This window comes from Chryseobacterium sp. GVT01B, assembly GCF_019970045.1.
GTDB lineage: Bacteria > Bacteroidota > Bacteroidia > Flavobacteriales > Weeksellaceae > Chryseobacterium.
Genome location: NZ_JAHXYI010000001.1, coordinates 219,620 through 244,895 on the forward strand (window position 1 = coordinate 219,620; position 25,276 = coordinate 244,895).

26 protein-coding genes are annotated in these 25,276 nt (G+C 35.9%); 11 read left to right on the forward strand and 15 right to left on the reverse strand.

Annotated elements, in window-relative coordinates; genetic code table 11:
- Position 1: 1 nt before the first annotated feature.
- From LC457_RS01075 to LC457_RS01085, 3 genes are read right to left on the reverse strand one after another with little or no spacing between them, the layout of a single operon-like run.
- Positions 2 to 406 carry an energy transducer TonB gene (locus LC457_RS01075; protein ID WP_223598247.1) on the reverse strand — a complete coding sequence of 135 codons (405 nt, stop codon included), beginning with the start codon at positions 404 to 406 and terminating at the stop codon, positions 2 to 4.
- A gap of 19 nt (positions 407 to 425) precedes the next feature.
- Positions 426 to 1,727, reverse strand: a complete 1,302-nt coding sequence (locus LC457_RS01080) for an alpha/beta fold hydrolase (protein WP_223598248.1) — start codon at positions 1,725 to 1,727, stop codon at positions 426 to 428.
- A 31-nt stretch (positions 1,728 to 1,758) separates the two neighbouring features.
- On the reverse strand, positions 1,759 to 2,961 hold the full coding sequence (locus LC457_RS01085; RefSeq protein WP_223598249.1) for an NAD(P)/FAD-dependent oxidoreductase: 1,203 nt from the start codon (positions 2,959 to 2,961) through the stop codon (positions 1,759 to 1,761).
- 114 nt (positions 2,962 to 3,075) lie between these two features.
- On the opposite strand from LC457_RS01085, the gene LC457_RS01090 reads away from it, so the two are divergent.
- The 5 genes from LC457_RS01090 to LC457_RS01110 all read left to right on the forward strand — a co-directional run bounded on the left by LC457_RS01090 (position 3,076) and on the right by LC457_RS01110 (position 8,052).
- The gene (locus LC457_RS01090) at positions 3,076 to 3,570 is read left to right on the forward strand and encodes a thioesterase family protein (protein ID WP_047422103.1); all 495 of its coding nucleotides are present in this window, start codon (positions 3,076 to 3,078) and stop codon (positions 3,568 to 3,570) included.
- A 94-nt stretch (positions 3,571 to 3,664) separates the two neighbouring features.
- Positions 3,665 to 4,717 carry a thiamine-phosphate kinase gene (thiL, locus tag LC457_RS01095; protein ID WP_223598250.1) on the forward strand — a complete coding sequence of 351 codons (1,053 nt, stop codon included), beginning with the start codon at positions 3,665 to 3,667 and terminating at the stop codon, positions 4,715 to 4,717.
- 98 nt (positions 4,718 to 4,815) lie between these two features.
- Entirely contained in the window at positions 4,816 to 5,637 is an 822-nt protein-coding gene (locus LC457_RS01100; protein WP_223598251.1) for a helix-turn-helix domain-containing protein, read from the forward strand.
- Positions 5,638 to 5,805: 168 nt separating this feature from the next.
- Positions 5,806 to 7,002 (forward strand): multidrug effflux MFS transporter, encoded by a 1,197-nt coding sequence (locus tag LC457_RS01105; RefSeq protein ID WP_223598252.1) that lies wholly within the window; start codon positions 5,806 to 5,808, stop codon positions 7,000 to 7,002.
- Between the two features lie 141 nt (positions 7,003 to 7,143).
- Positions 7,144 to 8,052, forward strand: coding sequence for a DUF6268 family outer membrane beta-barrel protein (locus LC457_RS01110; protein ID WP_223598253.1), 909 nt, complete (start codon positions 7,144 to 7,146; stop codon positions 8,050 to 8,052).
- Positions 8,053 to 8,113: 61 nt separating this feature from the next.
- Here LC457_RS01110 and LC457_RS01115 read toward each other — a convergent pair whose 3' ends face one another.
- The 3 genes from LC457_RS01115 to LC457_RS01125 all read right to left on the reverse strand — a co-directional run bounded on the left by LC457_RS01115 (position 8,114) and on the right by LC457_RS01125 (position 10,575).
- Positions 8,114 to 8,848, reverse strand: a complete 735-nt coding sequence (locus LC457_RS01115) for a LytTR family DNA-binding domain-containing protein (RefSeq protein WP_223598254.1) — start codon at positions 8,846 to 8,848, stop codon at positions 8,114 to 8,116.
- A complete protein-coding gene (locus LC457_RS01120) occupies positions 8,838 to 9,899 on the reverse strand; it encodes a sensor histidine kinase (RefSeq protein WP_223598255.1) in 1,062 nt (353 codons plus the stop codon). The genes LC457_RS01115 and LC457_RS01120 overlap by 11 nt, the downstream gene beginning before the upstream one ends.
- Before the next feature lie 79 nt (positions 9,900 to 9,978).
- Entirely contained in the window at positions 9,979 to 10,575 is a 597-nt protein-coding gene (locus tag LC457_RS01125; protein ID WP_223598256.1) for a porin family protein, read from the reverse strand.
- Positions 10,576 to 10,597: 22 nt separating this feature from the next.
- Here LC457_RS01125 and LC457_RS23345 point away from each other — a divergent pair, with 22 nt between their 5' ends.
- On the forward strand, positions 10,598 to 10,729 hold the full coding sequence (locus LC457_RS23345) for a hypothetical protein (protein ID WP_262904038.1): 132 nt from the start codon (positions 10,598 to 10,600) through the stop codon (positions 10,727 to 10,729).
- Here the strand turns inward: LC457_RS23345 and LC457_RS01130 are convergent.
- The 4 genes from LC457_RS01130 to pepT form a co-directional block, all read right to left on the reverse strand.
- Positions 10,726 to 10,968, reverse strand: coding sequence for a hypothetical protein (locus LC457_RS01130; protein WP_142717405.1), 243 nt, complete (start codon positions 10,966 to 10,968; stop codon positions 10,726 to 10,728). The genes LC457_RS23345 and LC457_RS01130 overlap by 4 nt on opposite strands.
- Positions 10,969 to 11,123: 155 nt before the next feature.
- Entirely contained in the window at positions 11,124 to 12,431 is a 1,308-nt protein-coding gene (locus LC457_RS01135; RefSeq protein WP_223598257.1) for a hypothetical protein, read from the reverse strand.
- A 153-nt stretch (positions 12,432 to 12,584) separates the two neighbouring features.
- On the reverse strand, positions 12,585 to 13,151 hold the full coding sequence (locus LC457_RS01140; protein ID WP_223598258.1) for a hypothetical protein: 567 nt from the start codon (positions 13,149 to 13,151) through the stop codon (positions 12,585 to 12,587).
- 6 nt (positions 13,152 to 13,157) lie between these two features.
- Positions 13,158 to 14,405: a peptidase T gene (gene pepT, locus LC457_RS01145; protein ID WP_149387469.1), complete on the reverse strand. Its 1,248-nt coding sequence runs from the start codon at positions 14,403 to 14,405 to the stop codon at positions 13,158 to 13,160.
- A 188-nt stretch (positions 14,406 to 14,593) separates the two neighbouring features.
- Between pepT and LC457_RS01150 the strand changes: the two genes are divergently transcribed.
- Positions 14,594 to 15,442 (forward strand): hydroxymethylglutaryl-CoA lyase, encoded by an 849-nt coding sequence (locus LC457_RS01150; protein WP_223598259.1) that lies wholly within the window; start codon positions 14,594 to 14,596, stop codon positions 15,440 to 15,442.
- A gap of 151 nt (positions 15,443 to 15,593) precedes the next feature.
- Positions 15,594 to 16,430: a sulfurtransferase gene (locus LC457_RS01155; protein WP_223598260.1), complete on the forward strand. Its 837-nt coding sequence runs from the start codon at positions 15,594 to 15,596 to the stop codon at positions 16,428 to 16,430.
- A gap of 65 nt (positions 16,431 to 16,495) precedes the next feature.
- Here the strand turns inward: LC457_RS01155 and LC457_RS01160 are convergent, their stop codons facing one another.
- The 5 genes from LC457_RS01160 to LC457_RS01180 are packed head-to-tail and all read right to left on the reverse strand — an operon-like array spanning position 16,496 to position 18,556.
- On the reverse strand, positions 16,496 to 16,639 hold the full coding sequence (locus LC457_RS01160) for a hypothetical protein (RefSeq protein ID WP_223598261.1): 144 nt from the start codon (positions 16,637 to 16,639) through the stop codon (positions 16,496 to 16,498).
- A gap of 11 nt (positions 16,640 to 16,650) precedes the next feature.
- A complete protein-coding gene (locus LC457_RS01165; RefSeq protein WP_047422116.1) occupies positions 16,651 to 16,977 on the reverse strand; it encodes an SUF system Fe-S cluster assembly protein in 327 nt (108 codons plus the stop codon).
- A 3-nt stretch (positions 16,978 to 16,980) separates the two neighbouring features.
- Positions 16,981 to 17,682 carry a 3'-5' exonuclease gene (locus LC457_RS01170; RefSeq protein ID WP_223598262.1) on the reverse strand — a complete coding sequence of 234 codons (702 nt, stop codon included), beginning with the start codon at positions 17,680 to 17,682 and terminating at the stop codon, positions 16,981 to 16,983.
- 20 nt (positions 17,683 to 17,702) lie between these two features.
- Positions 17,703 to 18,050 carry a tRNA-binding protein gene (locus LC457_RS01175; protein WP_223598263.1) on the reverse strand — a complete coding sequence of 116 codons (348 nt, stop codon included), beginning with the start codon at positions 18,048 to 18,050 and terminating at the stop codon, positions 17,703 to 17,705.
- A complete protein-coding gene (locus LC457_RS01180; protein ID WP_223598264.1) occupies positions 18,047 to 18,556 on the reverse strand; it encodes a hypothetical protein in 510 nt (169 codons plus the stop codon). The genes LC457_RS01175 and LC457_RS01180 overlap by 4 nt, the downstream gene beginning before the upstream one ends.
- 169 nt (positions 18,557 to 18,725) lie before the next feature.
- Here LC457_RS01180 and LC457_RS01185 point away from each other — a divergent pair, with 169 nt between their 5' ends.
- The 3 genes from LC457_RS01185 (at position 18,726) to LC457_RS01195 (ending at position 25,250) form a co-directional block, all read left to right on the forward strand.
- On the forward strand, positions 18,726 to 20,786 hold the full coding sequence (locus LC457_RS01185; protein ID WP_223598265.1) for a hypothetical protein: 2,061 nt from the start codon (positions 18,726 to 18,728) through the stop codon (positions 20,784 to 20,786).
- Between the two features lie 5 nt (positions 20,787 to 20,791).
- Positions 20,792 to 21,259 carry a hypothetical protein gene (locus tag LC457_RS01190; RefSeq protein WP_223598266.1) on the forward strand — a complete coding sequence of 156 codons (468 nt, stop codon included), beginning with the start codon at positions 20,792 to 20,794 and terminating at the stop codon, positions 21,257 to 21,259.
- Positions 21,260 to 21,605: 346 nt separating this feature from the next.
- A complete protein-coding gene (locus LC457_RS01195; protein WP_223598267.1) occupies positions 21,606 to 25,250 on the forward strand; it encodes a hypothetical protein in 3,645 nt (1,214 codons plus the stop codon).
- The last annotated feature ends 26 nt before the right edge of the window (positions 25,251 to 25,276 follow it).

Here is a 25,276-nt window from a genome sequence, read left to right on the forward strand (position 1 = left end):
TTTAATAATTTTTAAAAGTCATAGGAACGTTATATGTTGATTTAATGGCTTGCCCATTTTTAGTGGCGGGTTTCCATCTTTTTTTTAAAGCATTCATTACACGATCCATTTCTTTATTCAGAGCAGGGTTGTTTCCTGTTGTTGAAATAGAACTTATGCTTCCGTCAGGATTAACATCAAAAGATGTTAATGATTTCGATGTACCAGATGCTTTCTCCATACAGGAAAGATCAAAGACTTTACTGATATCCTGCCTTAGGGTAGTCATTCCTCCTGGATATTCAACAGGTGTAGTAACTGTGTTTTCTGTATTATTGTCTGTATTATAAGTAGTTTCTGGCTGGCTGGTTTGTGAAAATGCGAGTCCAAAACCAAGACACAAAGCGAAGGTTACTATTTTTTTCATGGTTTATTTTGTATTCAGATTATTTATTTTCAAAGAAATCAATCACTAACTCATTGAATAACTCTGGTTTTTCTTCGGGAACATAATGATTGGCATTGGGGATAATAGCTAATTGTCCTTTTGGGATAGATTCTGAGATTTTTACCGTATGTTCTGTTTTTATAAGATCATTATCACCAGCAATAATCAATGATGGACACTGAATTTTACTCAGGTCTTCATACTTCCATTGAGGATACTTCAAATCCAGATTGAGAAGATCAATAAAGATATCATTTTTATGGTCTTTATTCTCTTGAGTAAGGTTCACGAGCATTGCCTTCATGGATTTTAAATCATTATCTTTGACTCCTTCCGGAAATATATTGGCTCCTGAACAGGCAATTTTGTCTACCATTTCGGGATATTTCATTGCCATAGACAGTGCGAGAATTCCTCCGTCACTCCAGCCAAGAATTTTTGTTTTTTTGATGTTCAGCTTCTCTAAAAACTGCTTAAGATCCTCTGTCTGAATATCAAAAGTAAGTTCTTTCGTTTTGTCATACGTAGATCTTCCCCGTTCACGGCAATCGACAATGATCACTTTATATTTTTTAGCAAATGTATCTTTTTGGTTCATAAAGGCGCTGATGGATTGACCATTGCCATGAAGCATAAGAACCGGCTCACCTTCTCCATAGATTTCATAGTATAATTTGATACCATTAACATCCATAAATTTTCCCTCCGGCATTGCTCCGATAATACCACGACCTTTGATCAACAAAGATTTGTTGCCACTGAATGGTTTGTAATCTGAAGTTGCAATGGTAAAATGTTTTACGTGCTTTATTTTCTGAGAACGGATTCCTTCAAACCAACCATTTGAAGATGCAATCTCTTTTTCAAAACCTGAATTTTCCAGTGGAATTTCAGTCCATTTTTTTGACTTTCCATCATTGACTTCCAACTTAAAATCGTCAAAATAAAAATCCCCGTTGCTTTGTGCAAAAGCTCCGATATTCATGGTCTTCGCAGATGGATTGATGGTTCCTTTTATTTCGTAGGTTTTCCATTCATGGGTTACCTGGATTCCATAATATTGATTTTCAAAGAAACCAGTAGACTCATCTTTATTATCTATTCTGCACCATAACCCACAATTGGAACCATTATCCTCATTATCTTTTCTGATTTTTGCCGTTATACGGAAGTTCCAGTTAGGTTTATTCTCTATATTGACAGCCTGTGTAAGTGAAGTCCAGTCAGAAACAATTGTTTTTTCCTGGCTGTATCCTAAAAAGAACCAGAATAAAAGAAAGAAGGCGAAATTTTTTTTCATGTGTTTAGTTTTTAGTAAAAGTAATATTTTTTTATAAGCTGTTGAGATCCTGTGCAATCAGCCATCCCTCACTCCAGCATGCCTGGAAATTGAATCCTCCGGTCACGGCGTCAATATTCAAAACTTCTCCGGCGATATAGAAATTAGGGAGGAGTTTTGAAGACATGTTTTTGAAGTTAATTTCCTTTAAATCAACACCTCCAGCTGTCACAAATTCATCTTTAAAAGTTGATTTTCCGGTCACCTGGAACTTCTTTTTGCAAAGATTTTCTAATATTTTCTGCATTTCTTTTCCGGAAATATTAGCCACCTGTTTGTTGAGGTCAACTTTTGAAATATCTAAAATTTTCTGCCAGAACCTGTTGGTAATATCAAAGATCTTAGACTGTCCGATAGTCTTTTTAGGATTACTTTGTTTAAAATTATGGAAGATTTCTTCCGCTTCGTCCATTTCTATGGAGATAAAATTAACTTCAATTTCAAAGTTATATTTAAGTTTTGCCAGACTTATGGCTTCCCATGCAGAAATTTTCAGAACAGCAGGCCCGGAAAGTCCCCAATGCGTAATAAGTAAAGGTCCGCTTTCTTCAGTTTTGAGTTTAGGAATAGAAATTCCTGCATTTTCAAAGCTTGTTCCCGGAAGGTCTTTCAGCAATGCATCTTTAATATTAAAAGTAAAAAGAGAGGGGACAAGGTCTACAATCTTATGTCCCAGATTTTCAACCATTTTCAAAGACTTTGGAGAGCTTCCGGTGGTATATACGATATAATCCGCCTCAAAATCCCCTGAATTGGTTTTTACGATATATTTTTCACTCTGTTTTTCAATCTCTTTTACCGTACATTTTGTTTTTATAGAAACATTTTTCTTTTGCGCTTCGTTCAGAAAAGTATTGATGATCGTCTGAGAAGAATTACTTTCAGGGAAAGTTCTGTTATCATTTTCAATTTTCAACGTAACATTACGCTGGTCAAACCACTCCATCGTATCTCCAGGCTGAAATTTACTGAAAACACTTAGTAGTTCCTTGTTTCCACGAGGATAAAACTGAACAAGTTCTCTTGGATCAAAACATGCGTGAGTCACATTGCAGCGTCCGCCTCCGGAAATTTTAACCTTCTGAAGGACATCAGAGTTCTGTTCTAAAATCGTAATTGTATATTTCTTTTCGTCAAGATTGGATGCACAGAAAAAGCCTGCAGCACCGCCTCCGATAATAATGATTTGTTTCATGTATATGTAATCCTATGCGGAAGATTATTTTTTCAAAAGTACAATTTTTATAAACCATCTTATTTGAGTATTTTTGAAGATTATTATTTTATAATACCCAAAAACGATTTTCAAATGATTTTCTACCATAAATTTGAAGTGCGATGGAGCGATCTTGATGCCAACAAGCACTTAGCCAATTCATCATATGTACAATATTGTGCGCAAGCCAGAATGGCTTTTATGACTAAAGAAAAAATGGGGGTTACCCAGCTGAGCAGATGGGGAATTGGTCCTGTGATCCTGCATGAAAGATATTCTTTCTTCAAAGAGATCTATGCCGATCAGATTGTAATTGTAAGTGTGGAAATAGACGGATGTGCAGAAGATTCTTCTATCTACCGTTTCGTACACAAATTCTATACACCGGATGGAATGCACTGTGCCACTGCAGAAGCTACAGGAGTATGGATTGATATGATGCTTAGAAAAATGACCACTCCACCCGATGATGTAGTGGAAGCAATGAATAAGTATAAAAGCCCGGAAACTGTTGTATTATCGAAAGAGGATTTCAAAAAATTTCCTTTCCATCCACACAATATCGACCCGGCAGAAATTAATATATAAATGATGAATGATGGTTGATCAATGATATACGATGAAAATCTGTGTTCTTGATAATCAACTTTCATTTATCAATGATCACTTATAAACAGAAATTATGTTTGAAGATAAATCACAGGAGCTGACGCCCATTTCAAAACTAGGAGAATTCGGTCTTATTAAGCATTTGACAGAGCATTTTCCGTTATCCAATGAATCTTCGGAACTTGGGGTAGGAGATGATGCAGCAGTTATCAATCCTGATAACAAAAAAGTAGTTCTTACAACAGACGTACTGGCTGAAGGAGTACACTTCAATCTGGGGTATGTGCCGTTGAAGCACTTAGGATATAAAGCTGTCGTGGTAAACCTTAGTGATATTGCAGCAATGAATGCAACGCCTACACAGATCTTGGTTTCCCTTGCGGTTTCCAACCGTTTTCCGGTAGAAGCTTTAGAAGAAATCTATTCCGGAATTCAGGCTGCCTGCGGAAGATATAAAGTTGACCTTATAGGAGGAGATACCACAAGTTCCAACTCAGGGCTGGTAATGAGTATTACCGCTGTAGGAATTGAAAATGAAGAAAATATCGTAAAAAGGAGTGGTGCAAAACCTAATGATCTTCTTGTGGTAACCGGAGATTTGGGTGGTGCTTACATGGGGTTACAGATTCTGGAAAGAGAGCATGCTGTATATCTTGCAGATCCAAATATGCAGCCGGAAATGGAAGGCTACGATTATATCTTGGAAAGACAATTGAAGCCTGAAGCAAGAACAGACGTGAAGGCAATTCTTGAAGAACTGGATATAAAACCAACTTCTATGATTGACATTTCAGATGGCCTGGCTTCAGAAATCCTTCACCTTTCAGATCAGTCAAAAGTAGGCTTCAGATTGTATGAAGAAAAAGTACCATTGGATAATCTTACGATCTCTACTGCAGATGAAATGAACTTGAATCCGGTAATGACTGCTTTAAGTGGTGGTGAAGATTATGAACTTCTGTTCACGATTTCGCCAGATGATTTTGATAAAATTAAAAATCACCCGGATTTTACCATTATAGGACATGCCGTAGAAAAAGAAGATGGAAACTTTATGGTAGCAAGAGGATCTAACCAGTTGGTAGCATTAACTGCTCAAGGTTGGGATGCCTTTTTAAACCAATAAAACCGAAAAATTATATTTAATTTTAAATATTGTAAGAAAACCGCAGCACTTTTTTTGCTGTGGTTTTTGTTTATCACTGATTATTTTGCAATAAAGTAATGTTTACGCCAGAAAAAGAAATCCCGGTTCACCATCTCACTTCTGAAGAATTTCAGATGAGCACGCTGAGTGCAGCTGGCCCGGAGAATTTTCATGATGTTCACCGGCATAATTTTTTTGAAATCATCTGGTTCAGGAGCGTGTATGAAAACAGCCGTTTAGAACTGGATTTTGAAAGCTATCAACTTGAGAATAATCAGATCTGTATCATTGCACCGGGACAGGCATTCAACATGAAACTGGAAGGAGAAGAGGGATATGCAATGGCCATAAGCAGGGAAATTTTTAATGAAGCCTGTGATATAGAATCGGTACTTACAGGAGGTGAGCTTCCCTTTTTTTTAAATCCGGAAAATGAAAAGATCTGCAGTACCCTTATATCACTGATTGAGCAGGAATATAAAGCTGCATCAAGGACGGAACTCTTAAAGACATATCTGAAAGCATTCTGTATCATCATCGGAGAGCAAATTCATCCCCAGGAACCTTTATTGAATGACCGTCAACGCATTCAGGAACTGGTGGGGCTTATTGAGAGGCATTATATAATGCACAGAGAAACAGGTTTCTACGCTGGTCAATTAAAAATAAGTACACACCATCTTAATGATATTGTGCGCCTTTTGAGAGGAACAACAGTCAAAAAAATGATTTCCCAGCGTCTTGTCCTGGAAGCCAAAAGAGAACTTAGCTTTGGAGCTCTCACCGTGAAGGAAATTGCTTTTAAACTCGGTTTTAATGATGCTTCATATTTTTCAAGGTTTTTCAAGAAACATACTAACCAAAATCCTGACAGCTTTAAGAATAATGAAAAAAGATAATCCTCAATATTTACTATAATGATTGGCTTAAATTAATATTTTTCATTTATTTTTTTTCATTTAAATCCTCAGTTTGTCCTATACTTCCTTCAGTTCTTTTATTGAAATATGACGCTTTTTAAAGCAACTTTGCAGCTGAAAAACCGCCTGTGAAGGCTTATATTATTTATGAAGAAGAATTTGAATATTGTAGTGTTTATTTTGGCACTGCTCAACACCTTGGAGTCGCTAAGTATAGATCTTTATCTTCCCGCTTTCCCAAGTATGGCTAAAATCTTTAATACCGATATCGGCCATATCCAGATATCCATTTCGGTGTTCTTTGCCGGATTTGCTTTCGGACAATTATTATGGGGACCTTTATCAGACAAAAAAGGAAGAAAACCCATGTTGTATTGCGGGCTTTTACTTTTTATTATAGGTGCTACGGCCATCTATTTTACCTCAGATATTTATGTTTTATGGGCAATGCGTTTCTTGCAGGCGTTCGGAGGAAGTGCTGGCATTGTAATTGGCAGAGCGATCATTATTGATCTTTACGATAAACAAAAATCGGTAGCCATCTTTTCCCAGCAGTCTCAGATCAGTGGTATCGCTCCCATTGTGGCTCCGTTACTGGGAAGTGTTTTCCTTAAATTCTGGGGTTGGAACAGTTCTTTTGCCTTTTTATGTATCATGGGACTCATCACGTTTTTCATGGTATACAAATATGTGCCGGAAACGAATAGCAGAATCAATCTTCCTGACGAAGAACTGATGAATGAAAAAGGATTAAAAGATCAGCTTAAAATGATTATTTCCAACAAAGATTTTATCAACAGTACGATGGTGGGAAGTATTGCGTTTGCATCCCTTATTATTTACATTTCAAATGCACCGTTTCTATTCATGGAAATTCATGGGTTTTCGAGCAGTACATTTAGTTTTATATTTGCTTTTAACTCCCTGGCATTGATCACGGCTGCCTATATTACCCCTAAGCTGATTAAAAGGATAAGCAATTCAACACTGTTATTTACAGCTACTATTGTATTACTGGTGGTATGTTCGCTTCATATTCTGATTGCCGCTGAAAATGTTTCTGTAGCCCTGGAAATTGCAATGCTGTATCTGTCGTTACTGGCCATCGGTATTTTATTTCCTATCACGTCAGCTCATGCACTTTCTCCATTTAAAGAAGGAAGAGGAACGGCAGCTGCTTTACTTGGATTCATGCAGTTGATGGTTACCTTTTTAATTTCAGGACTGATAGGACTTTTAGAAGCAGAATCTATCATCCCGATGGTGGTAACACGTTCCGCAATGGCATTAATCGCGGTTGGGTTCGGATACCGTATTTTTAAAGCTCAAAAAGTAACATCTTAAATACCTGTTTTCATATATACAGAATAATGTACTGGAAAATTAATCCTCTTATTTGATCCTGTTGTCATACGATCCGGACACTTAATCAAGTATTTTTTGTGAAAAATCACCAAAGGGTTCTCTTTGCATAAAATTTAAAATATGAAAAGAACCCTTTCGACGGTTTTATGTTGTTTATTGCCACTAGGATATTGGGTAAATGCACAATCCGGAATCTCTGCAGAACTGAAAACAGAATATATTCCGGGTTCCAATTATATCCGCCCTGAAGACAGCACAAAGACGAATTCTAAAAGTGATTTTAAAAGAATAGATCTTAACCTGAGTATTCCGTTATCCGTAAAAAAAGATACTGATGGGAAAGTAAGATCGTGGTCTATGCTGCTGAGCGGATCTTATGCAAAGATGACCCACAAAAATTACGAAACCCAGTTATTTCCGAATGAGATGCTGAATGCGCAGGTGGGAATACAGCATATGAGACCTTTAGGCAAAAAGTGGAGTATGATGCTGAATGCATCCGTGGGAGTGTATACAGACCTGGAAAGAGTTAATTTTGATGATGTGCTGGGGCAGGGAGGAATTTTGTTTATCAGACATTTTAATCCTAATCTTTCATTGGGAGGAGGGCCGGTGCTTACCACGGCTTTTGGAGTTCCCATGATTTTACCATGGATTTATTTTGATTGGAAAACCAACGGAAAAATTAAATTCAATATCAATTTCCCGCAAGGCATGGAAGCCGGGTATCTGTTTTCAGACAAATTTGCTTTAAAAGCTGTTGTAGATCTTAACGGGATGACGGCAGAGAGAAATGTAGGCGGAAAATCTATGCTGCTGGGGTATCAGCAGATCACTGCAGGGCTCAGACCTGAATTGAAAATCAATGATAAACTTACGTTACGTGTCACAGGTGGAACGGCAATACTGAGAAGTTTCAGCGAAAACGACAGGAAAATCAGCAGCATTTTCAGAGACAAAAAAATAGCGGATCCAAGATTTGCAAGTACATTCTACGCTGCAGTATCACTGCGCTGGAATCTGCCATAAATACTAAAAGGAAGGCGTATAAAATTTTATACGCCTTCCTTTTTTATGATAAGTTATTTATTTACTTGCTGATCAGTTTCTTATACACTACCTGATTAAGCAGTTCTTCTTTTCTGGTACGGGAAATAGGAAGCTCAATTTTATTAATGAAAAGCCGTCCTCCGGAGATCATATCGATATGGGTGATATTGATGAGGTAAGATTTGTGAATCCTGAAAAAATGATCTGAAGGAAGGGATTCTTCAATCGCTTTCATCGTCTGATGAATAACCAGTGACTTGTCTTTAAAATGAAGTTTGGTGTAATTCTGCATACTTTCAATGTACAGAATATCTACCCAGGAAACCTTGATAAAGGAGTCAGACTGCCTTACATACAGAAAGGGATCATCCAGAGGAGTATTCTTTTTCAATTTTTCACTGATGATAAACTGTTGCTGGGCCTTGTTTACCGCCTGATAAAAACGGTTAAAAGCAATGGGTTTTAAAAGATAATCTACAACCTGCAGACGGAATCCCTCCAAAGCATATTCAGAATAAGCTGTGGTAAGGATGCATAAAGGTGGATTTTCCAGCTGTTCCAGAAATTCCAGACCGGTAAGATATGGCATGTTGATATCCAGGAAAAGAAGATCTATTTCGCTTTCCTTTACTTTGGCATCTGCTTCCAGTGCGGTGGCACAGGTTCCTTCAACTGATAAAAAATCAATTTGACCAGCCAGTTCCTTAAGATGGAATCTTGCAAGAGGTTCATCATCTATAATCAGGCATTTCATTTTTGGAATATTAGAGCTCATGATGGTCAGATAGTGTTAGTAGTAAAGTTATTTTAAAGATATGATCATTCGTTTCAATTTTCAGATCGTGGGAGTCAGGATATTGCAGCTTTAAACGTTTTTTTACATTTTGAAGGCCAATTCCGCCCGCTCCGTCTTTCTTTTTGTAAGTTGTCATATCAGAATAGGAATTTTCAACATAGAAATAGAGGTGGTTGTCTTTTTCTTTACAGGAGATTTTCACATACCCTTTATGCCCGGGAAGCCTGCAGACATACTTAAAGGCATTTTCGATAAAAGGAACCAGAAGCAAAGGAGCAATGAAAGCTTTTCTGTTATCCACTTCCCATGAAGCCTTTACATCCAGTTCATTTCCCCATCTCAGTTTTTCTACCTCAACAAGATTCTGAAGATATTCAATCTCTTTATCTAAATGAACCAGAGGCTGATTGCAATGATATAGCTGATACCTCAGAATATCCGAAAATTTCATCAGTAAAAAATCTGCAAGCTGGGTATCCGTTTTCATCAGAATATGGATATGATTCAGGATATTGAATACCACATGCGGATTGATCTGATCCTGCAGAAGTTTAAGCTGGTTTTCCAGATGTGCCTGCTGAAGAAGAATATGATCACGCTCTATTCTTCCGTGTTCATTATAAAATTTTACCCCACATGCTGCTCCGTTGATCAGAAATGAGGCAGGCAGAGACATATAAAAGCCCTTCCATAAAAAAGGCAACTGATCTATGAAGTTTTCCGGAAGATGATCTTTAGGCTCCACTTCAAGATAGGTGAATATAACGGAGAAAACCAGACTAAGCAAGAAAATAACGATTATCAACTGTATCAGAAACCGTTTCATTTTCTTTTCCCGAAGAGCTTTCGGAAGAAGCTTATTGGTTAAAAAATGAGTAAATGTAAACGAGAATGCTGCAATAATCGCAGCCTGGATCATCGCAAGATAAGTTTCTGTGGTACTCTGGAAATTAAACCACAATACAATAGCCAATACAAGCCAGAAAATAAAAGTAAATATGTATTCTTTAAAAACAAAAGATTTTGTCATGGAATAGGAAATAATTTGATAAAAAAATTAGAAACTGCAGGGAAAACAGTTTCTAATGGGTAAAGATAATTTAAGTTTTTTAGAACAGGAAATAACCTATTCCGAGGGAAAAACTGTGGGGTTTGGACTTAAACTCTTTACTGATACTGGAAAGACCTGTTTCATATCTAAGATCTACGGTGAAGTTTTTATAATCTACCCCGATACCTCCTGTAATTCCAATATTGGATTTGTCGAACTTTTTAAAACCTTCCTGCAAAGCCTTGGAAGAAGATAAATTATTATTAAAGGCATAGCTGTAAACACCTCCGGCAAATGCTCTTACATTAAAATCATCGGTTTTAATGAATTTATATCCTACTACTACAGGAATATCAATAGCGTTCCAGGAAAGTTTTGAAGAGCTTCCGTCTTGGGAGGTGTATGATGTCTTCTTTTTGTTGAACAGAGCTTCTCCCTGTACATACAGCTTTCCGAGATCTACTCTTGTCATTATTCCTGCCTGATAGCCTAGCCCGTATTTCCCTTCCAAGGAAGAAGATGCCGTTGATGTTTTTGTAAAATTTGTTCCTCCCTTGACCCCGATGTGAAAAGCCGGTGTCTGCTGTGCTTTTGTTTCTACGGTGCAAAAAATGCATAATAACAGAGAACTCAGAGCTAAAAATTGCTGCTTCATAATTAATTGTGTTAAAAATCTGATGCAAAACAACAATGATGAAGCGCAGTATGAAATTTTATTTGATGAATGGCAGAGATGCTTGGACCAAGACCCGTTTCCGGATGAAAATAAAAAACCGGAAGTATTATTACTCCCGGTTTCTGTTTATTAATAAGGCTGCTCTTCACAAATGGAAGGAGGATTGCATCCACCGCCGCCTGGATTTCCGCCACCACCTACAGCGATACATTGTCCGGGATTTCCGTCTTCATACATTTCGCATGCGTATCCCCAGGCACATTGGCAATCGTCCTGACAATTATAAGAGTTGCCTCCCATATGACAGCCGTCTATTCCGCTGCCCAGAATTGTAGATAAGTCTTTTCTCAAAAGTTTTTTGATTTTTTTCATGGTTTAATTTGGTATTAAATGTTATCGTTTAATTTGTATATCCTTGTAAATATAGTAAAATTGTCTTAATGTATTGTAAATGAATTATATATAGATTATATACAAAAAGAAGCCATTTTCAAGAATGGCTTCCTTATGATGTAAAATATTCTGTTTTAGAAGCTGAAATTCTTTTGGTACAGCATATATTCTTTTTGAAACAGAGGAATGGTGCCTTCATATCTGAGAGGAGCTATTCCAAAACCATAAAACATATCAGCCTGGATTTTACCTTTTACAGAAATAACCCCTTTCCTTTCAGGAACAAATGTCAATCCTAAGGACGAAAGGGCAGAAGCTCTTCCTCTTAATCCGGAATTGGCGATAGGAATAGAAATAAACATCAGTCCTACAGCTCCTTTTGCCTCTAAGCCGGCTTCAGCAGATAAGTTTCCTTCTGCACTGGTGATGGCAGGTTCTGATTTCTTTTGAAGATTAATATTAATCGCCGGATTTTTACTTACAAGAAAGTTAGCATTTCCTTCAAGATCCAAAAGTTGTGCCTGTACTTTTCCTGTAGCCTGTACTCCAAGGAAAGGACCAGCAGAAAGAGTAGGACTTAAAATCAGTCCTGTAGGTCCTAAAACGATTGGAACAATAGGAATATTCAGGTAGTCTGTAGTACTTGCCGTATAGCCCAGACTTCCCACAATACTCGCAGTGCTCTGAAGCTTGATGTCATCCATAATGAGGTTAACATAGAAGTTGGATAAGTGTCCCCATGAGAATGTGATATTATAATCAATCTTTGGAGTAAATCCTCCTTGTACATTTACAGAGGATGTACCTGATGAAGATAGAGGAAATGAAAAGGTTTTATTGAAATTATAACGGTTGAAAGTAATTAATTTCTGGTTTTGAATATTTTTTGCTTCGATAGAAAGTATTTTTTGGTTGATTTGCTCAGAGACCATACCTTCTACAGGGATGTAATTAACCATTCTTCCATCAATATTAACGGGAGCTTTACCGGATGGATCATACACTCCGCTCAGTGTTCCGCTATAGATAAATTCTTCAAGTTTGGCACTGGAAGTTTGCACTTTAAATTGGTTATTCAATTTTGAAACAGCGCTTACTTTTGAAAGAATGGTATTCACCTGATCACCTTCTATTTTAGTTCCTACAATAACGGTTCCTACCGAAATACTGTCTGTTTGCGGGGTCATACGGCTAAATGTGATTTCTCCTTCATTATGGGTAGAAATTGCATTGACCGATTCATCATTCAGAATAATGACATTCTTCTGTAAAGTCAGATTTCCCAAAGTCTTCATTTGAACAGACTCTGCGGGTTTTTCAGCAGGCTGATCGGCGGGATCATCCTGAGAACAAGACGTTAAAAGAAACAAACAGAAAATAGATAAAAGAAAAGTAAAGTAAAATTTTCTGTTGATTTTGAAGTGGTTAGATTTCATTTTCATATACAGTGATTTTAAGTTTTATCTAAATTAGGTGAATTATTTAATACATACAAAAGAATAATGTTAAATTAGTATCAATAACATAATGAATTCAATGATGTTTTTTTAATATAGAAAAGAAAAACCCGCTATCACTGTAGCGGGTTCTGTATATTATTTTTTAAAAGTCAATGTTAAAGGAACAGAAACATTTGACGAAATTGGTTTTCCTTTGTCTTCTGCCGGTTTCCACTTGCCTTTATCTTTCATACGGTAAAAAGCCGCTTCAATAAATGCATTTACATCTTCATTATTTCCTTTTACATTAGGATCCAGAGCATTTCCTTTAGAATCAACAACAAAAGTGATTGTTGCTTTGTAGGTATCCGGAGAAAAGTTTAAAAAATCAAGTTCCACAGCTTCATATAATAATTTTTGAAAGCCTGCTTTGCCTTTATCATATTCAGCTTCTTTAGTGACTTTTACTTTTGACGGAGGATCTGCAGCGATCATTTTCTGATCTTCAAGAGAAGCTTTATCCAAAGCATCTTTGTAAGCCGCTATCTTATCTTCTGTCAAAAGCCATTCTTTCTTCGTTCTTAAATCATTAGGCTTAGGATATTTGTTATACAGAGCTGTTTTCTTTCTTTCATAGCGTGAATCTGCCCGTTGAAATTCAGAAATCTGGGCATTGCCGAAAATAAAAGTGAAAATGAATGCTGATGCTAAGACCTTTTTCATGATTTATTAAGCTTTTACAATATTAATAATTACTTCAGTTGCTTTTTCCATACTTTCCAGAGCTACATATTCGTATGGTCCGTGGAAGTTGATTCCTCCTGCGAAAATATTCGGGCATGGAAGTCCCATATAAGAAAGCTGAGCACCATCCGTTCCACCTCTGATTGCTTTAATCTTAGGTTCAATACCAGCTTCAGTCATTGCTTTTGCGGCAAGATCTACAATATGCATTTTGCCTTCAAACTGCTGCTTCATGTTTCTGTATTGCTCTTTGATCTCCACTTCAGCAGTTCCCTCACCGTGCTTTTGATTGAATTCAGCGATTTTCCCTTCCATGAATTTCTTTCTCGCTTCAAATTTATCTGCATCATGATCACGGATAATGTATTGAAGTTTAGCCTCAGAAATATCTGCCGTGATATCCATTAAATGGTAGAATCCGTCAAAACCTTTTGTTGTTGAAGGCGTTTCGTTAGCCGGAAGCATTTGAGCAAACTCAGCCGCTAAAAGCGCTGCATTGATCATTTTTCCGTAAGCATAACCCGGGTGAACGCTCAATCCGTGGATTTTTACCACAGCTCCCGCCGCATTAAAGTTTTCATACTCCAATTCTCCAACTTCTCCACCGTCCATGGTGTAAGCCCATTCTGCGCCAAATTTAGCTACATCAAATTTATGCGCTCCTCTTCCGATCTCTTCATCCGGAGTAAATCCTATAGCAATTCTTCCGTGTTTGATCTCAGGGTGAGCGATAAGATATTCCGCTGCCGTTACAATCTCTGCACAACCGGCTTTATCATCAGCACCAAGAAGCGTATTCCCGTCAGTAGTAATTAACGTCTGGCCAATATATTTTTTTAAACTTTCAAATCTTGAAGGGGATAATGTGAATCCCGTAGTCTGGTTCAAAAGAAGATCATTTCCGTCATAATTTTCCCAAACCTGAGGCTTTACATTTTCTCCACTGAAGTCCGGTGAAGTATCATAGTGTGAAATAAATCCGATGGTAGGTCTGTCATCATTTTCAAGGTTAGAAGGAACATATCCCATAATATAACCATGCTCATCAATTGAAACATTTTCCAGACCGATGGTTTTCAGCTCTTCAGTAATGTAATTGGCAATATCCCACTGGCGAGGAGTAGAAGGTGTTGTTTCGCTCTCTGCATCGCTGGTTGAATATATTTTTACATAGCTAAGAAAACGGTTCAGTAATTTTTCTTTCCACAATGGGTTGAATTCTATTGTACTCATCAGATAATCATAAATTTTAACAAAGTTAGCAAATTTGATGCTGAGAATACGTTATTTGCGATTTAATATCAGTTATTGAAATTATTAATCAGAGATAAAACTTTGAAAATCAAAATAATGTTAGCTTTGTGTGTACAATATACTAAGTAGTTTAGTTTTATTATATTTGAGAAAATCAAAAAGTAACAATGTTTCTTACCGAATGTCCTAGAGATGCAATGCAGGGATGGGGAGAATTTATCCCTACCGATAAAAAAATAGATTATATCAACTCCTTGATGGATGTTGGCTTTGATGTATTGGATTGTCTGAGTTTTGTTTCCCCTAAAGCAATTCCGCAAATGGCTGACTCTGATGAGGTAGCCAAAAATATTGACAAATCACGCTCCAAAACTAAAGTTTCCGCAATTATCGGCAATTACAGAGGTGCTGAAAAAGCATTGAAACACCAGTCAGTGGATATTCTTGGTTTTCCGTTTTCTATTTCCGAAACTTTTCAGCACAGAAATACCAATAAAAGTCAGGAGGAAGCTTTCGATGAAATCATTAAAATGCTTGAACTGGTAAAAAGTGAAGGGAAACAACTTAATATCTATTTCTCTATGGCTTTTGGAAATCCATACGGTGAAATGTGGAAGTGGGAAGAAGTTGACCAGTGGGCACAGAGATTTTCAGATATCGGAGTGAAAGATATTTTATTGTCAGATACTACCGGAGTGGCAACTCCCGAAACGATTGCTCTTTTGTTTGAAAAAATACCTTCAAAATACCCTGAAATTAACTTCGGAGGACACTTTCATAACCGTTATGAAGATTCTTATTCAAAATTAAAAGCGGCTTATGATAAAGGTTGCAGAAGATTTGACAGTGCCATCAAAGGTATTGGAGGATGCCCTATGGCTAAAGATGATCTTGTAGGAAATATGCCTACTGAACAGGTGATCAATTTTATGAGTGTTGAAAAAGCAGAGCATAAGCTGAATCTCCTGAACTTTGAAAGCTCTTACAATAAAGCAAAGGATATTTTTCATTTTTAAGAATAAATCTCACAGAGAAAAAGAGGTCCGCTCAAATTTCAAAATATGTGAGAAAAACATTAATAGGAGCGGGCTTTAGCCCGCTTTATTATATTAAAATACAAATAGGCTTCAGCCAAAACATATTAATCTTAAACCCAAAATCAACAAAATGTCTCCAATAATCTCCCCATCCGAACTTAAAAATATCCCGGCAGAAAACCTTGTCATTCTTGATGCAAGAACAGGAAAAGAGGTAAAGCAAAGCTACCTTGAAAGACATATTAAAGGAGCCAGATTCATTGATCTGGATAAAGATTTAGCTGAGATTGGACAGGATGCTGCTTTTGGAGGAAGACATCCGCTTCCTTCCGTAGAAAAGTTTGCTGAGACACTTTCAGGTCTTGGAATCGCTGAAAACTCTCACATCATTGTGTATGATGATAAAAATGCTTCAAATGCAGCAGCAAGAGCCTGGTGGATGTTAAGATCTTTTGGATTTGAAAAAGTTCAGGTTCTTGATGGCGGAATGCAGGCTGCAGAAAAAAACGGACTGGAGTTTTCTTCAGGAGAAGAGATATTTGATAAAACTTCTTTAATAAAAAAGAAACAATGGCTTCTTCCTGTTTCCAGTTTGGAAATTGTTGAAAATGAGCTTAAAAACGATTCTTCGACTGTTGTTGATGTAAGAGATGCCTATCGTTATAAAGGGGAATCTGAACCTATTGATCTTGTTGCCGGTCATATTCCGGGAGCAATCAATATTCCTTTTTCTGAAAATCTTAATGAAAACGGAGATTTCCTTAGTCCGGAAATTTTAAAAGAAAAATACAGCCAGTTGTTAGAAAATAAGCCTGAGCATTTGATCATTCACTGTGGTTCAGGTGTTACTGCATGTCATACGATCTTAGCGCTGGATTATGCGGGGTTCCCGATGCCGGATCTGTACGTAGGTTCATGGAGTGAATGGAGCAGGAGAGAAGGAAAAGAAATAGCAAAAGAAATATAATTATAGAAAACAAGAAAGGATGTCCGATAAGACATCCTTTTTTATGGGTACATGTTACGTTGTACTTATTTTTTATTCAAGTGAAACAGAGAAATAATGATGAAGCCGATTCCTGTGATAAAAGGAGGCTGTGCTTTCATCTGCGCTCCTAAATAGAGCATATAAATACCGAGAAAAGCAAGAACTATCGCTCCAATTTTCTTTGCCATTATTTCCTGATTTATAGCATTCCTAATTCAAACTTCGCCTCTTCACTCATCATATCCTTGTTCCAGCTCGGCTCAAAAGTAAGCTCTAAATCTACACTATTCACATGTTCTACTTCAGCCACTTTATCTTTTACTTCCTGAGGAAGAGTTTCTGCAACAGGACAGTTGGGAGTAGTAAGGGTCATTATAATTTTTACGTCAGCATCATCGGAGATCTGAACATCGTAAATCAGTCCTAATTCGTAAATATCTACCGGAATTTCGGGGTCATATACGGTTTTCAGTACACCAATGATTTCCTCACCAATGTCAGCAATTTGATCGTCTGTAAATTTCATTTTTTAATCTAGATTGATATTCCTTTTCAACAAATCTTCCTGACGCATGCGCCGGAAAATATTTGCCAAAGTTAAGACATCTTTTTCACAATAGTCTACAATTCTCTGCAAGTCTTTTTCTATGTAGTAAATTGATGAAACCATTGAGCCGTCAATATCATCTTTCGGGGTGGGAATTCCAAAGACATGAGCCAGTAATTCCAGTGATACAAAACTTTTATAATCCCCAAACTTCCACAGTTCCATCGTATCTATGTGAGGAACCTCCCAGGGTTTCTTTCCAAACATCTGAAACGGAGCCGGCGGGAGGATCCCGTTGATAAGATATCGTCTGGCAATCCATGGGAAATCAAATTCCTTTCCATTATGAGCACAGAGAATAACATTGTGAAGCCTTGGACTGTTGAAGATTTCGCCAAATTCCTGAAGCATTTTCTTTTCATCGTGCCCTGAAAAGCTTTTTATTTTAAGAGTTTCATTCTTTTCAAGCATTCCGATGGAGATACAGATGATTTTTCCAAACTCGGCCATAATACCGGCCCTGTCATAAAACTCTTCTGCGGAGATGTCTTCTTTTCTTTGAAATCTGGTCTTTTTATCCCACAGATATTGCTCTGTTTCAGATAAGTTGTCCCAGGATTCGGCCTGTGGAACGGTCTCAATATCAAGGAATAAAACTCTTTCTAAAGGGATGTTTTGTATCATATGTGTTTTTTATTTGCTGTCTATCCTACCTGCATTCCATTTTTTGTAGGTAATGAAGGGGCTAAAAGAGTGACATCTTTTTTGTCTTCACCATATAATCCCAATACCAGACACTCACTGAAGAAGTTGGCGATCTGTTTTTTAGGGAAATTGACTACCGCTAAGATCTGCTTTCCGATAAGTTCATCTTTTTCATAAAGAGAGGTTATTTGTGCAGAGGATTTTCTGATTCCTAAATCTCCAAAGTCTATTTCCAGCTGATAAGATGGGTTTCTGGCCTTTTCAAAATCATTTACTGAAAGGATAGTCCCACATCTGATATCTATTTTTTCAAAATCAGCCCAGGTGATATCTGGTTTTATTGTCATGGTAATTCGTTGATTAAATGTTCTACTTCTGTTTTCTGTTCTGCATATTTTTGTTGTAGTTCTGAACCTTCACCCATTCTTCTGTAATATTCCAAGGCTTTTCCCCCAAAGAATTTTTTATGGAAATCCGAAACCTCGGGAATCTGTGGAAAGACTTTATGAAAAAGCATTTCATAATAGGCCTGGAATTCTCTTTCATTTTTGTCTTCAATTACATGCCCAGGGGCTTTCTGTCTTACATGAAGCATTTCATGAGCCACCATATTAAGGACGAGATTTAGGTCAAAATCAAATAAATTTCGTGGGATCATGACTGTTTGCGGTCCTCCCAATTCACCTTCTGCGGTAAGAAGCATCGAGGTAGGAGAAAGTTCTTCTCTGAAGCCAAACCCTGCAAAGTTTTCATGCTCCAGTTCAAAAGAATGAATCAGATATTTTGCTGCATCCAGAATCTGATCATGTTCTTTATAAGCTTCAAGGTGTAAGTTGATCTGTTCGAAATTCATCTGAAGTATGTTTTAAACAAATGTATTAAACATATTGATAATACTAAAGTTTTTCTTCCAAAGGATTAATATAAAAATAATCTTTTTTACACGTCAAGTTCTGTCGCTTCTGGGGATGATCTTTGCTTTTAGGAATGTTTCAAGAAAACACACAACTAAACATGAGTATATGAAAAATATTTTAGATGAATTTAACGATTTTGACGAAGAAAGCAAACGGATACTTCGAGGAAGTCGTATTATACAGTTTGCAGAGCTTGAAAAAGGAATTTATGGGAGTGGCAAAGACCCTTTTGAGGGAATAAGAACTAATAAAACATTTGATGAAATCTCCAATGAGTACGCATTAAGTACGCCTTTTGGAAAGAAAAGTGCTTTTTATAAACCCACAACAGAAGACTATGATGCTTTATCTGAAGACTTTTATACAGGTGGTATTAATTACGAACTTCTTGCAAAAGATTTAAAAGAAAAGTTAGGACTAATAAAAAGCTTTCTATTTGAGCCAGAAAAGTATTTGTTGGAAGATAAAACAATCTATTCAGGCTTATCTTCATTTGGTACTCCTGTATTCAATAGTATTAAAAATAACAAACCCTTTGTGTATAAAAAGAATGATACGGAAATTCAGGTGACTTTTGATTTAGCCAAATTAAACACTAGAAAGAATTTACTGAGTAATTCTTACAATTTTGGAATTTATTTTGACAATTATAAAGTAATCTATAATCTCAATTTTATATATAAAGATGGAGAGGACAAGAAATTTTCTGATGCACAAACAGATGCAACTGAAAGTCCATATGATTTCAAATTGAATGATGAATACATTGCAATAAAGCTTTATACAGGGAATGCAGAAACTTTCATTGAATTTTTAAGAATTATAAAAGGTAATTCACAAGCCCAGCAAATGAAAAATGATATTATCAGGTATTATAAACATTTTTTTGCAACCTCTAAAAGCAACCCTGATATTATTGATGCCTTATATGAGAACATTCCTGAATTTGTTTTGGAAGCTCTTACAGATGAAATGCTTTGGAAGGATTTTGTTTCTTTTTCTAAAAAGGCTATTGATACAATTGGTACTAATGAAAATATTTCAATTCTTAATTTGTTAAAAGGGGTAAAAAATGCGAATTGGTGGTATAATCAAATCAATAAAAATCCTGAGGTTGTCCGCCAAGTATTTGAAAAATTCAGTAATAAATATATAGAAGAATTAATTACAATTTTTTCAAGAATTGGTCTTAAAAACTGGACAAATAAACAGCTTAAACAAGCATGGAAATTTGATATTGATTATGAGGAATACAAACTTTCTAATGAAGTTAATCATCCATTTATAAGATATACTGGTTTTGCTTATTATTTAGAAAAAGAAAAAAAGTACAAGGTAGGTACAGCGTTATTTGCCCATGATCAAGATTCTTTTTCAATGTATTATGCTCAAAATGAAATTGGAAATAAGATTGAAAGTCCTTTCAGTCCTATGAAAATTGTAGTTAAGGAGGGTAAAGAGCTATATATTCCTTGTTTTGTTGCTGAATATTTTACTAATAAAAAAATAGACGAAGAATTTTGGATAATTCTGAATAATATTGCGGCAGGACTGTTACCTGAATTTGGAGCAGGAATTGCGAGAGGAGTAGCCATTTTATCAAGAATTTTAAGCGGTAGGAAAATAAAAACTGTAGAAGAACTTATAGAATTCTTAGGAAAAGTAGATCAGAATGTAATGGCAGAAGATTTGGAGAAAGTAGGAATACAAGCACTCTTCAGAGGAACAACAAGAAGTATAAATGGAGAACTCTTTACAGGAAATATTAACTCAATAGAATATGGAGCTTCAACTTCAACAGATCCGATCAGAGCAGTGATCTTCGGGATAGAATCCTCATCTAAACCTGGAACAAAAGGTGTTTTGCAAGTTTATGTACCAAAAGATTTAAAAGGTCTAAATTTACAAGCCACTAACTATCGAGTTAGTAAAGAATTAGAAGTTATTGTTAATACTTCACCAGAAAATTTATCTAATTTCGCTGTAAAGGAGATTTCAATAGAGGATGCAAGGAAATTAGTTAATGAATTATACGGAATTGATATTCCTAAAACAATTACAAGTAACTCTATTCCTAACAGTAATATGCTATTAGAAGAGACTAAAAAATTAACACCTAAAGAAGCACAGGAATTCTATAAAAAGATTATTAAATTTAAAAAATAAAATTTATGAATATATTAACTAATGAAGTTTTTGAAAAGCTAAATGAAAAAAAGTTAGTTTTTAATCCCTTTCTTTTTTCGCACAGAGCACATTCAGAATCAGATATTAAATATTATGATTTGCCAACAATAAATAAAGAAAAACAACTTTATTTAGATAATAATAGAAGTGATTTTGATTTTGTTATTGGAACAAAATTTAATATAGCTTTTAGAAGAAAGGATGTCAAAGGCTATCAAAAAATTGATGCAGAATTAGATTTTGTTTCTTTAAAAAAAGGAGATAATATTGGTGTTATCCCAAAAGGATATGGGGGTATTGTTCGTTTAACATTCACAGATACAGTTCCTGAAATAACAAAATTACTCGTTCAAAATGAAAATGAAAAGTATGATGATTCAAGAAATGATGTAATTTATTTTACTACACAAGAAATAATGGATAAAATATTAGAAGAATTGGAAAAAGCCTAGAATACTCAAAATATAGAAAAAGCTGTTTCAAAAGATAGTCTCTTTATTTCTTAAATCATATCTTCAACAAGATCATATATAGAACATACATTTTAAACCACCTATTTGGTGGTTTTTTTATTGTTGTGAAAATTTTACCTAAATATTTTTATACGTCAAGTTTTGTCGCTTCTGGGGGTGATCTTTGCTTCAAGAAAAAAACACAGGAATGAAACTTGACTTAAAAAGACCTGGTGGAAATCTTTAGCCGGAAACCACCTAAAAAAATAAGGCTAAAACCTGAAGGCACTCTACTAAAAAGAACTTCAGATCTCAACCTATTTTAATCTACACAAAATTACACAAAATGAACGAAATGGAAAATAATACTACAGGCGCACCTGTAGAAAACACACCTTCACAAACGCTTTTCAGATTTGTAAGCCTAAGAAGTCCAGAATTATCGGATGATACCCAACAAGATAAAAGATTTATTGTTATTCCTCAGGATCTTAAAAATGATAATGCTTTTTATGTTCCGGTTGTTAATGGAACCGGATTGAAACAAAAATTACTACAAACGTGTGCAGCTAATTATGTAAATAACCCTGAACGTATTTCAACAGATCCAAACAGCTTAAATAGTTTGGAAGGTTTCAAAAGAACCTATAAGGCCTATTATGCATTTGGAACCTGGTTAGCAAAAAATAAAAATACATGTACATATGAGGAGGTTATTGCTAAAAAAGCAGTGTTAATTGATCCACAGGCAGCTCCTGTAGCGCCACCCATGATTGGTTTATGGAATAATTTAATTTACCAGGTGGTAACTCAGAAAGATTTTTATGTCAAGGAAGTTGTCATGCAACAGCTATTGGCTCATCATATTATTTCTGTATCCAATGAAGAGCAAATGAAAACGGCCCTTGAAGCAAGAGTTGTTCTACCTAAAGAGCTTATGATGGAAGATGAGATTATTTCTACGTCGCAAGCTGTTTCAAGAATGGTAGCTGACGGGCCTAAAGAAACATTTCCCACAGAAGAAATGAAAAGACAACAATTTATTTCTGCTGCAAAAATTAAAATTGACAAATATGAAGCTTTAAAGAAAAACCTTTCGACTATTGAAAGATTGTATAAGGCAGAATATCAAAAAGAATACACAGCCAGAGAAGAGGCTTACCAAAACGAAATTGCTCCTATTATTGAGGAATACAATAGGGAAGTGATAGCAAACAGAGATAAATACTGTCAGGTAAGAAATCCTGATGTAAAATATGATCTTGCAGATCCATGTCAGCAAATTCCAAGTATTCCTGAACCGGTATTACCAAAGTTTAATTTTCAGTTCAGGCCGGAAATAGAAGCAGATTCTTTATTAAGAGCAATAAAACCAGAAAACCTGGATGCATTGTTTGATGTGTTGGGATATAATTTCCAAACAGATCTGGAAAAGGCACGTTCTGCAGAATCAAATTCTTTGAATCTTAACAATTTATTAGAAGGAAGAAACACTTTTTCAGAGATTGATTTCTTAGTTAAAGAAGCGGTCGAAAGATCTAATAATATAATTGTTGAAAATACTGATACGTATAATGAGGCCTATAGTAGCATAGGAGGAGTTTTTATTCCTGTAGCAAGAACAATTGCAGTTCCTTTTACCTACCAGATTTGTCCAAAGTATGTTCATCAGGGATTTACATTTGATATGGCACTTACAGTTCCGGATTCATCCTGGGAGGTGAATAATATCTCTTATACTTTAACTCCTAATAATGGCTCATCAGATTTTAATAGTGATTATTTTATGAAATCCAGATCAGGGAATACTATTTTCTTAAATGATCTTTGTATGCCGGGATTAGATTTAAATACGATTCAGGATGCTTCTTTAAGTATTAAAATTATGTTCACTAATGGAAAACTGGCAAATATTTATGCAAATAAATTACAGGCCAGATCTTGTTTGTCTGACAAATTTTTGCTTGAGGTGGAAGAAGATGAACCTGTGAAGACCGATGATGAAAATAATTTTATTCCTTCAGGATTTGGGTTCAAACAAATTGGTATTGCAGATTATTTGAAGGTGGAGCAGACTACTCATGCCTATGTTGAAGGGGAAGTGGCTCATATTGAAAATATTATGGCTCGGGAATATCGTGAGAAATCTACCAGAAGATTAAGAAGAAGTGAAAATACAACGACTACATCTTCTGATACAGAGAGAGAACAGCTTACTGATACTACAACAGCTACCCGTTTTGAAATGCAGAATGAGATCGCTAAAATGATGCAGGAAGCATCAGACAGTAATACTCAGTTTGGAGTAAATGCCAGCTATGATGGAGGTAGTTATAATATTAACACAAGTATGGCATTAGGCAACGCCAGTCATAGTTCCAGAGATGAGAGCACAAGACAAGCTACTACTCAGGCTCAAGACATTACATCAAGAGCTATGGACAGGATTGTCACAAAAGTTCATGAAGAAAGGATTGAGAAAATTATTGAGGAATTTGAAGAAAATAACACTCATGGTTTTGATAACAAAAAAGGAGATAAACATGTAGTAGGTGTTTACAGATGGGTAGATAAATTGATGAAGAATCAGATCTATGATTATGGTAAACGTATGATGTTTGAGTTTATGATTCCAGAGCCTGCAAAATTGCATTTGTTGGGAATGACAAAAAGTAAGTTTGTAAAACCTGAAGATCCGAGAACTTCTGATGTAATGCCTATGAAAGATTTCAGTGCGCTTTCCAATGAGACAACTTTGAAATACTGGATCAGCAAATACAATGTGGAAATTGAAAACTTTCTACAAAACAATATCAAAGTAACCAAAGGTTTTGCATATGGTAGAGATAAAGCTCCCGATATGAGTGAAACTGGGGGAGCATCAAGTGCTATTGGATTACAGGATGTTGTAAAAATTCCGGAGGGATATATCAGTACAGAATATTCAATCAGTGGTGGAGGAAAAGAGTATGTCAGTTCATTATTAAATATTAATATCGCAGATCAGCGCATTGTTAGTGGCATTACAACGCCAGGTTTTAGCAAAACGGGAACTTTTGTGGGATACACAGGAGATGTATCAGTCAGTATTTCTACGGATAGATTTTATTCTTTTGAAACGTCGCTTTCTATCACATGTATACTTACAGAAGATGCTAAAAAACAATGGCAGTTAAAGACTTTCAAGGCTATTATTGATGCTTATGAAGTGGCTTTAATAGAATATAATAACGCGGTTTCTGAAGAAGAAAATAAAGCCTCTGCAATTAAAGATTCAAATCCTAATTTTTACAGACAGATTGAAAATACTGTTCTTAGAAAAAATTGTATTTCCTATATGTCAGACAGAGCTGCAAATTCTATCCATGGTTATGGTTTGTCAGGTTTGACACAAGGAAGTTCATTCACAGATTATGAAACCAAGTTGTTTAAAGATCTTGATCAGTATGCAGCTTTTGTAAAATTCATGGAGCAGGCTTTTGAATGGGAAAACTTATCCTATTATCTGTACCCTTATTATTGGGGGAATAAGCAAAACTGGTCAGATTTATATAAAGCAGAGAATACAGATCCTGTTTTCAAGGCATTTTTACAAAGTGGTATGGCCAGAGTGGTTGCTACGGTGCGCCCTGGCTTTGAGACTGCTGTACAATTTTATTTAGCAACTGGAAAGATCTGGAATGGTGGAGAAGTTCCTGTAATCGGAAATGACCTTTATTTATCAATTGTAGATGAAATGAAGCAGCCAAAAGGGAAAAAACATGGAAAACCATGGATCACCAGACTTCCTACTACTTTAAATATTCTTCAGGCAGAAAGTATTGGACTGAAAGTCGCTCACGCATTGCCATTTACTACCGAGAATCCAGATGATTTTGAAGTGCCTTCCGAAGTAATTACTGAAGACAGATTCAATTTCGAACCTAACAATAACCTCCTTGGAGTAGAATCACTGGAAGGACAGAAAGTTATTTCAGGAGACTGGAAATAAAATAGTTATTAACCTAAAAAAAATAA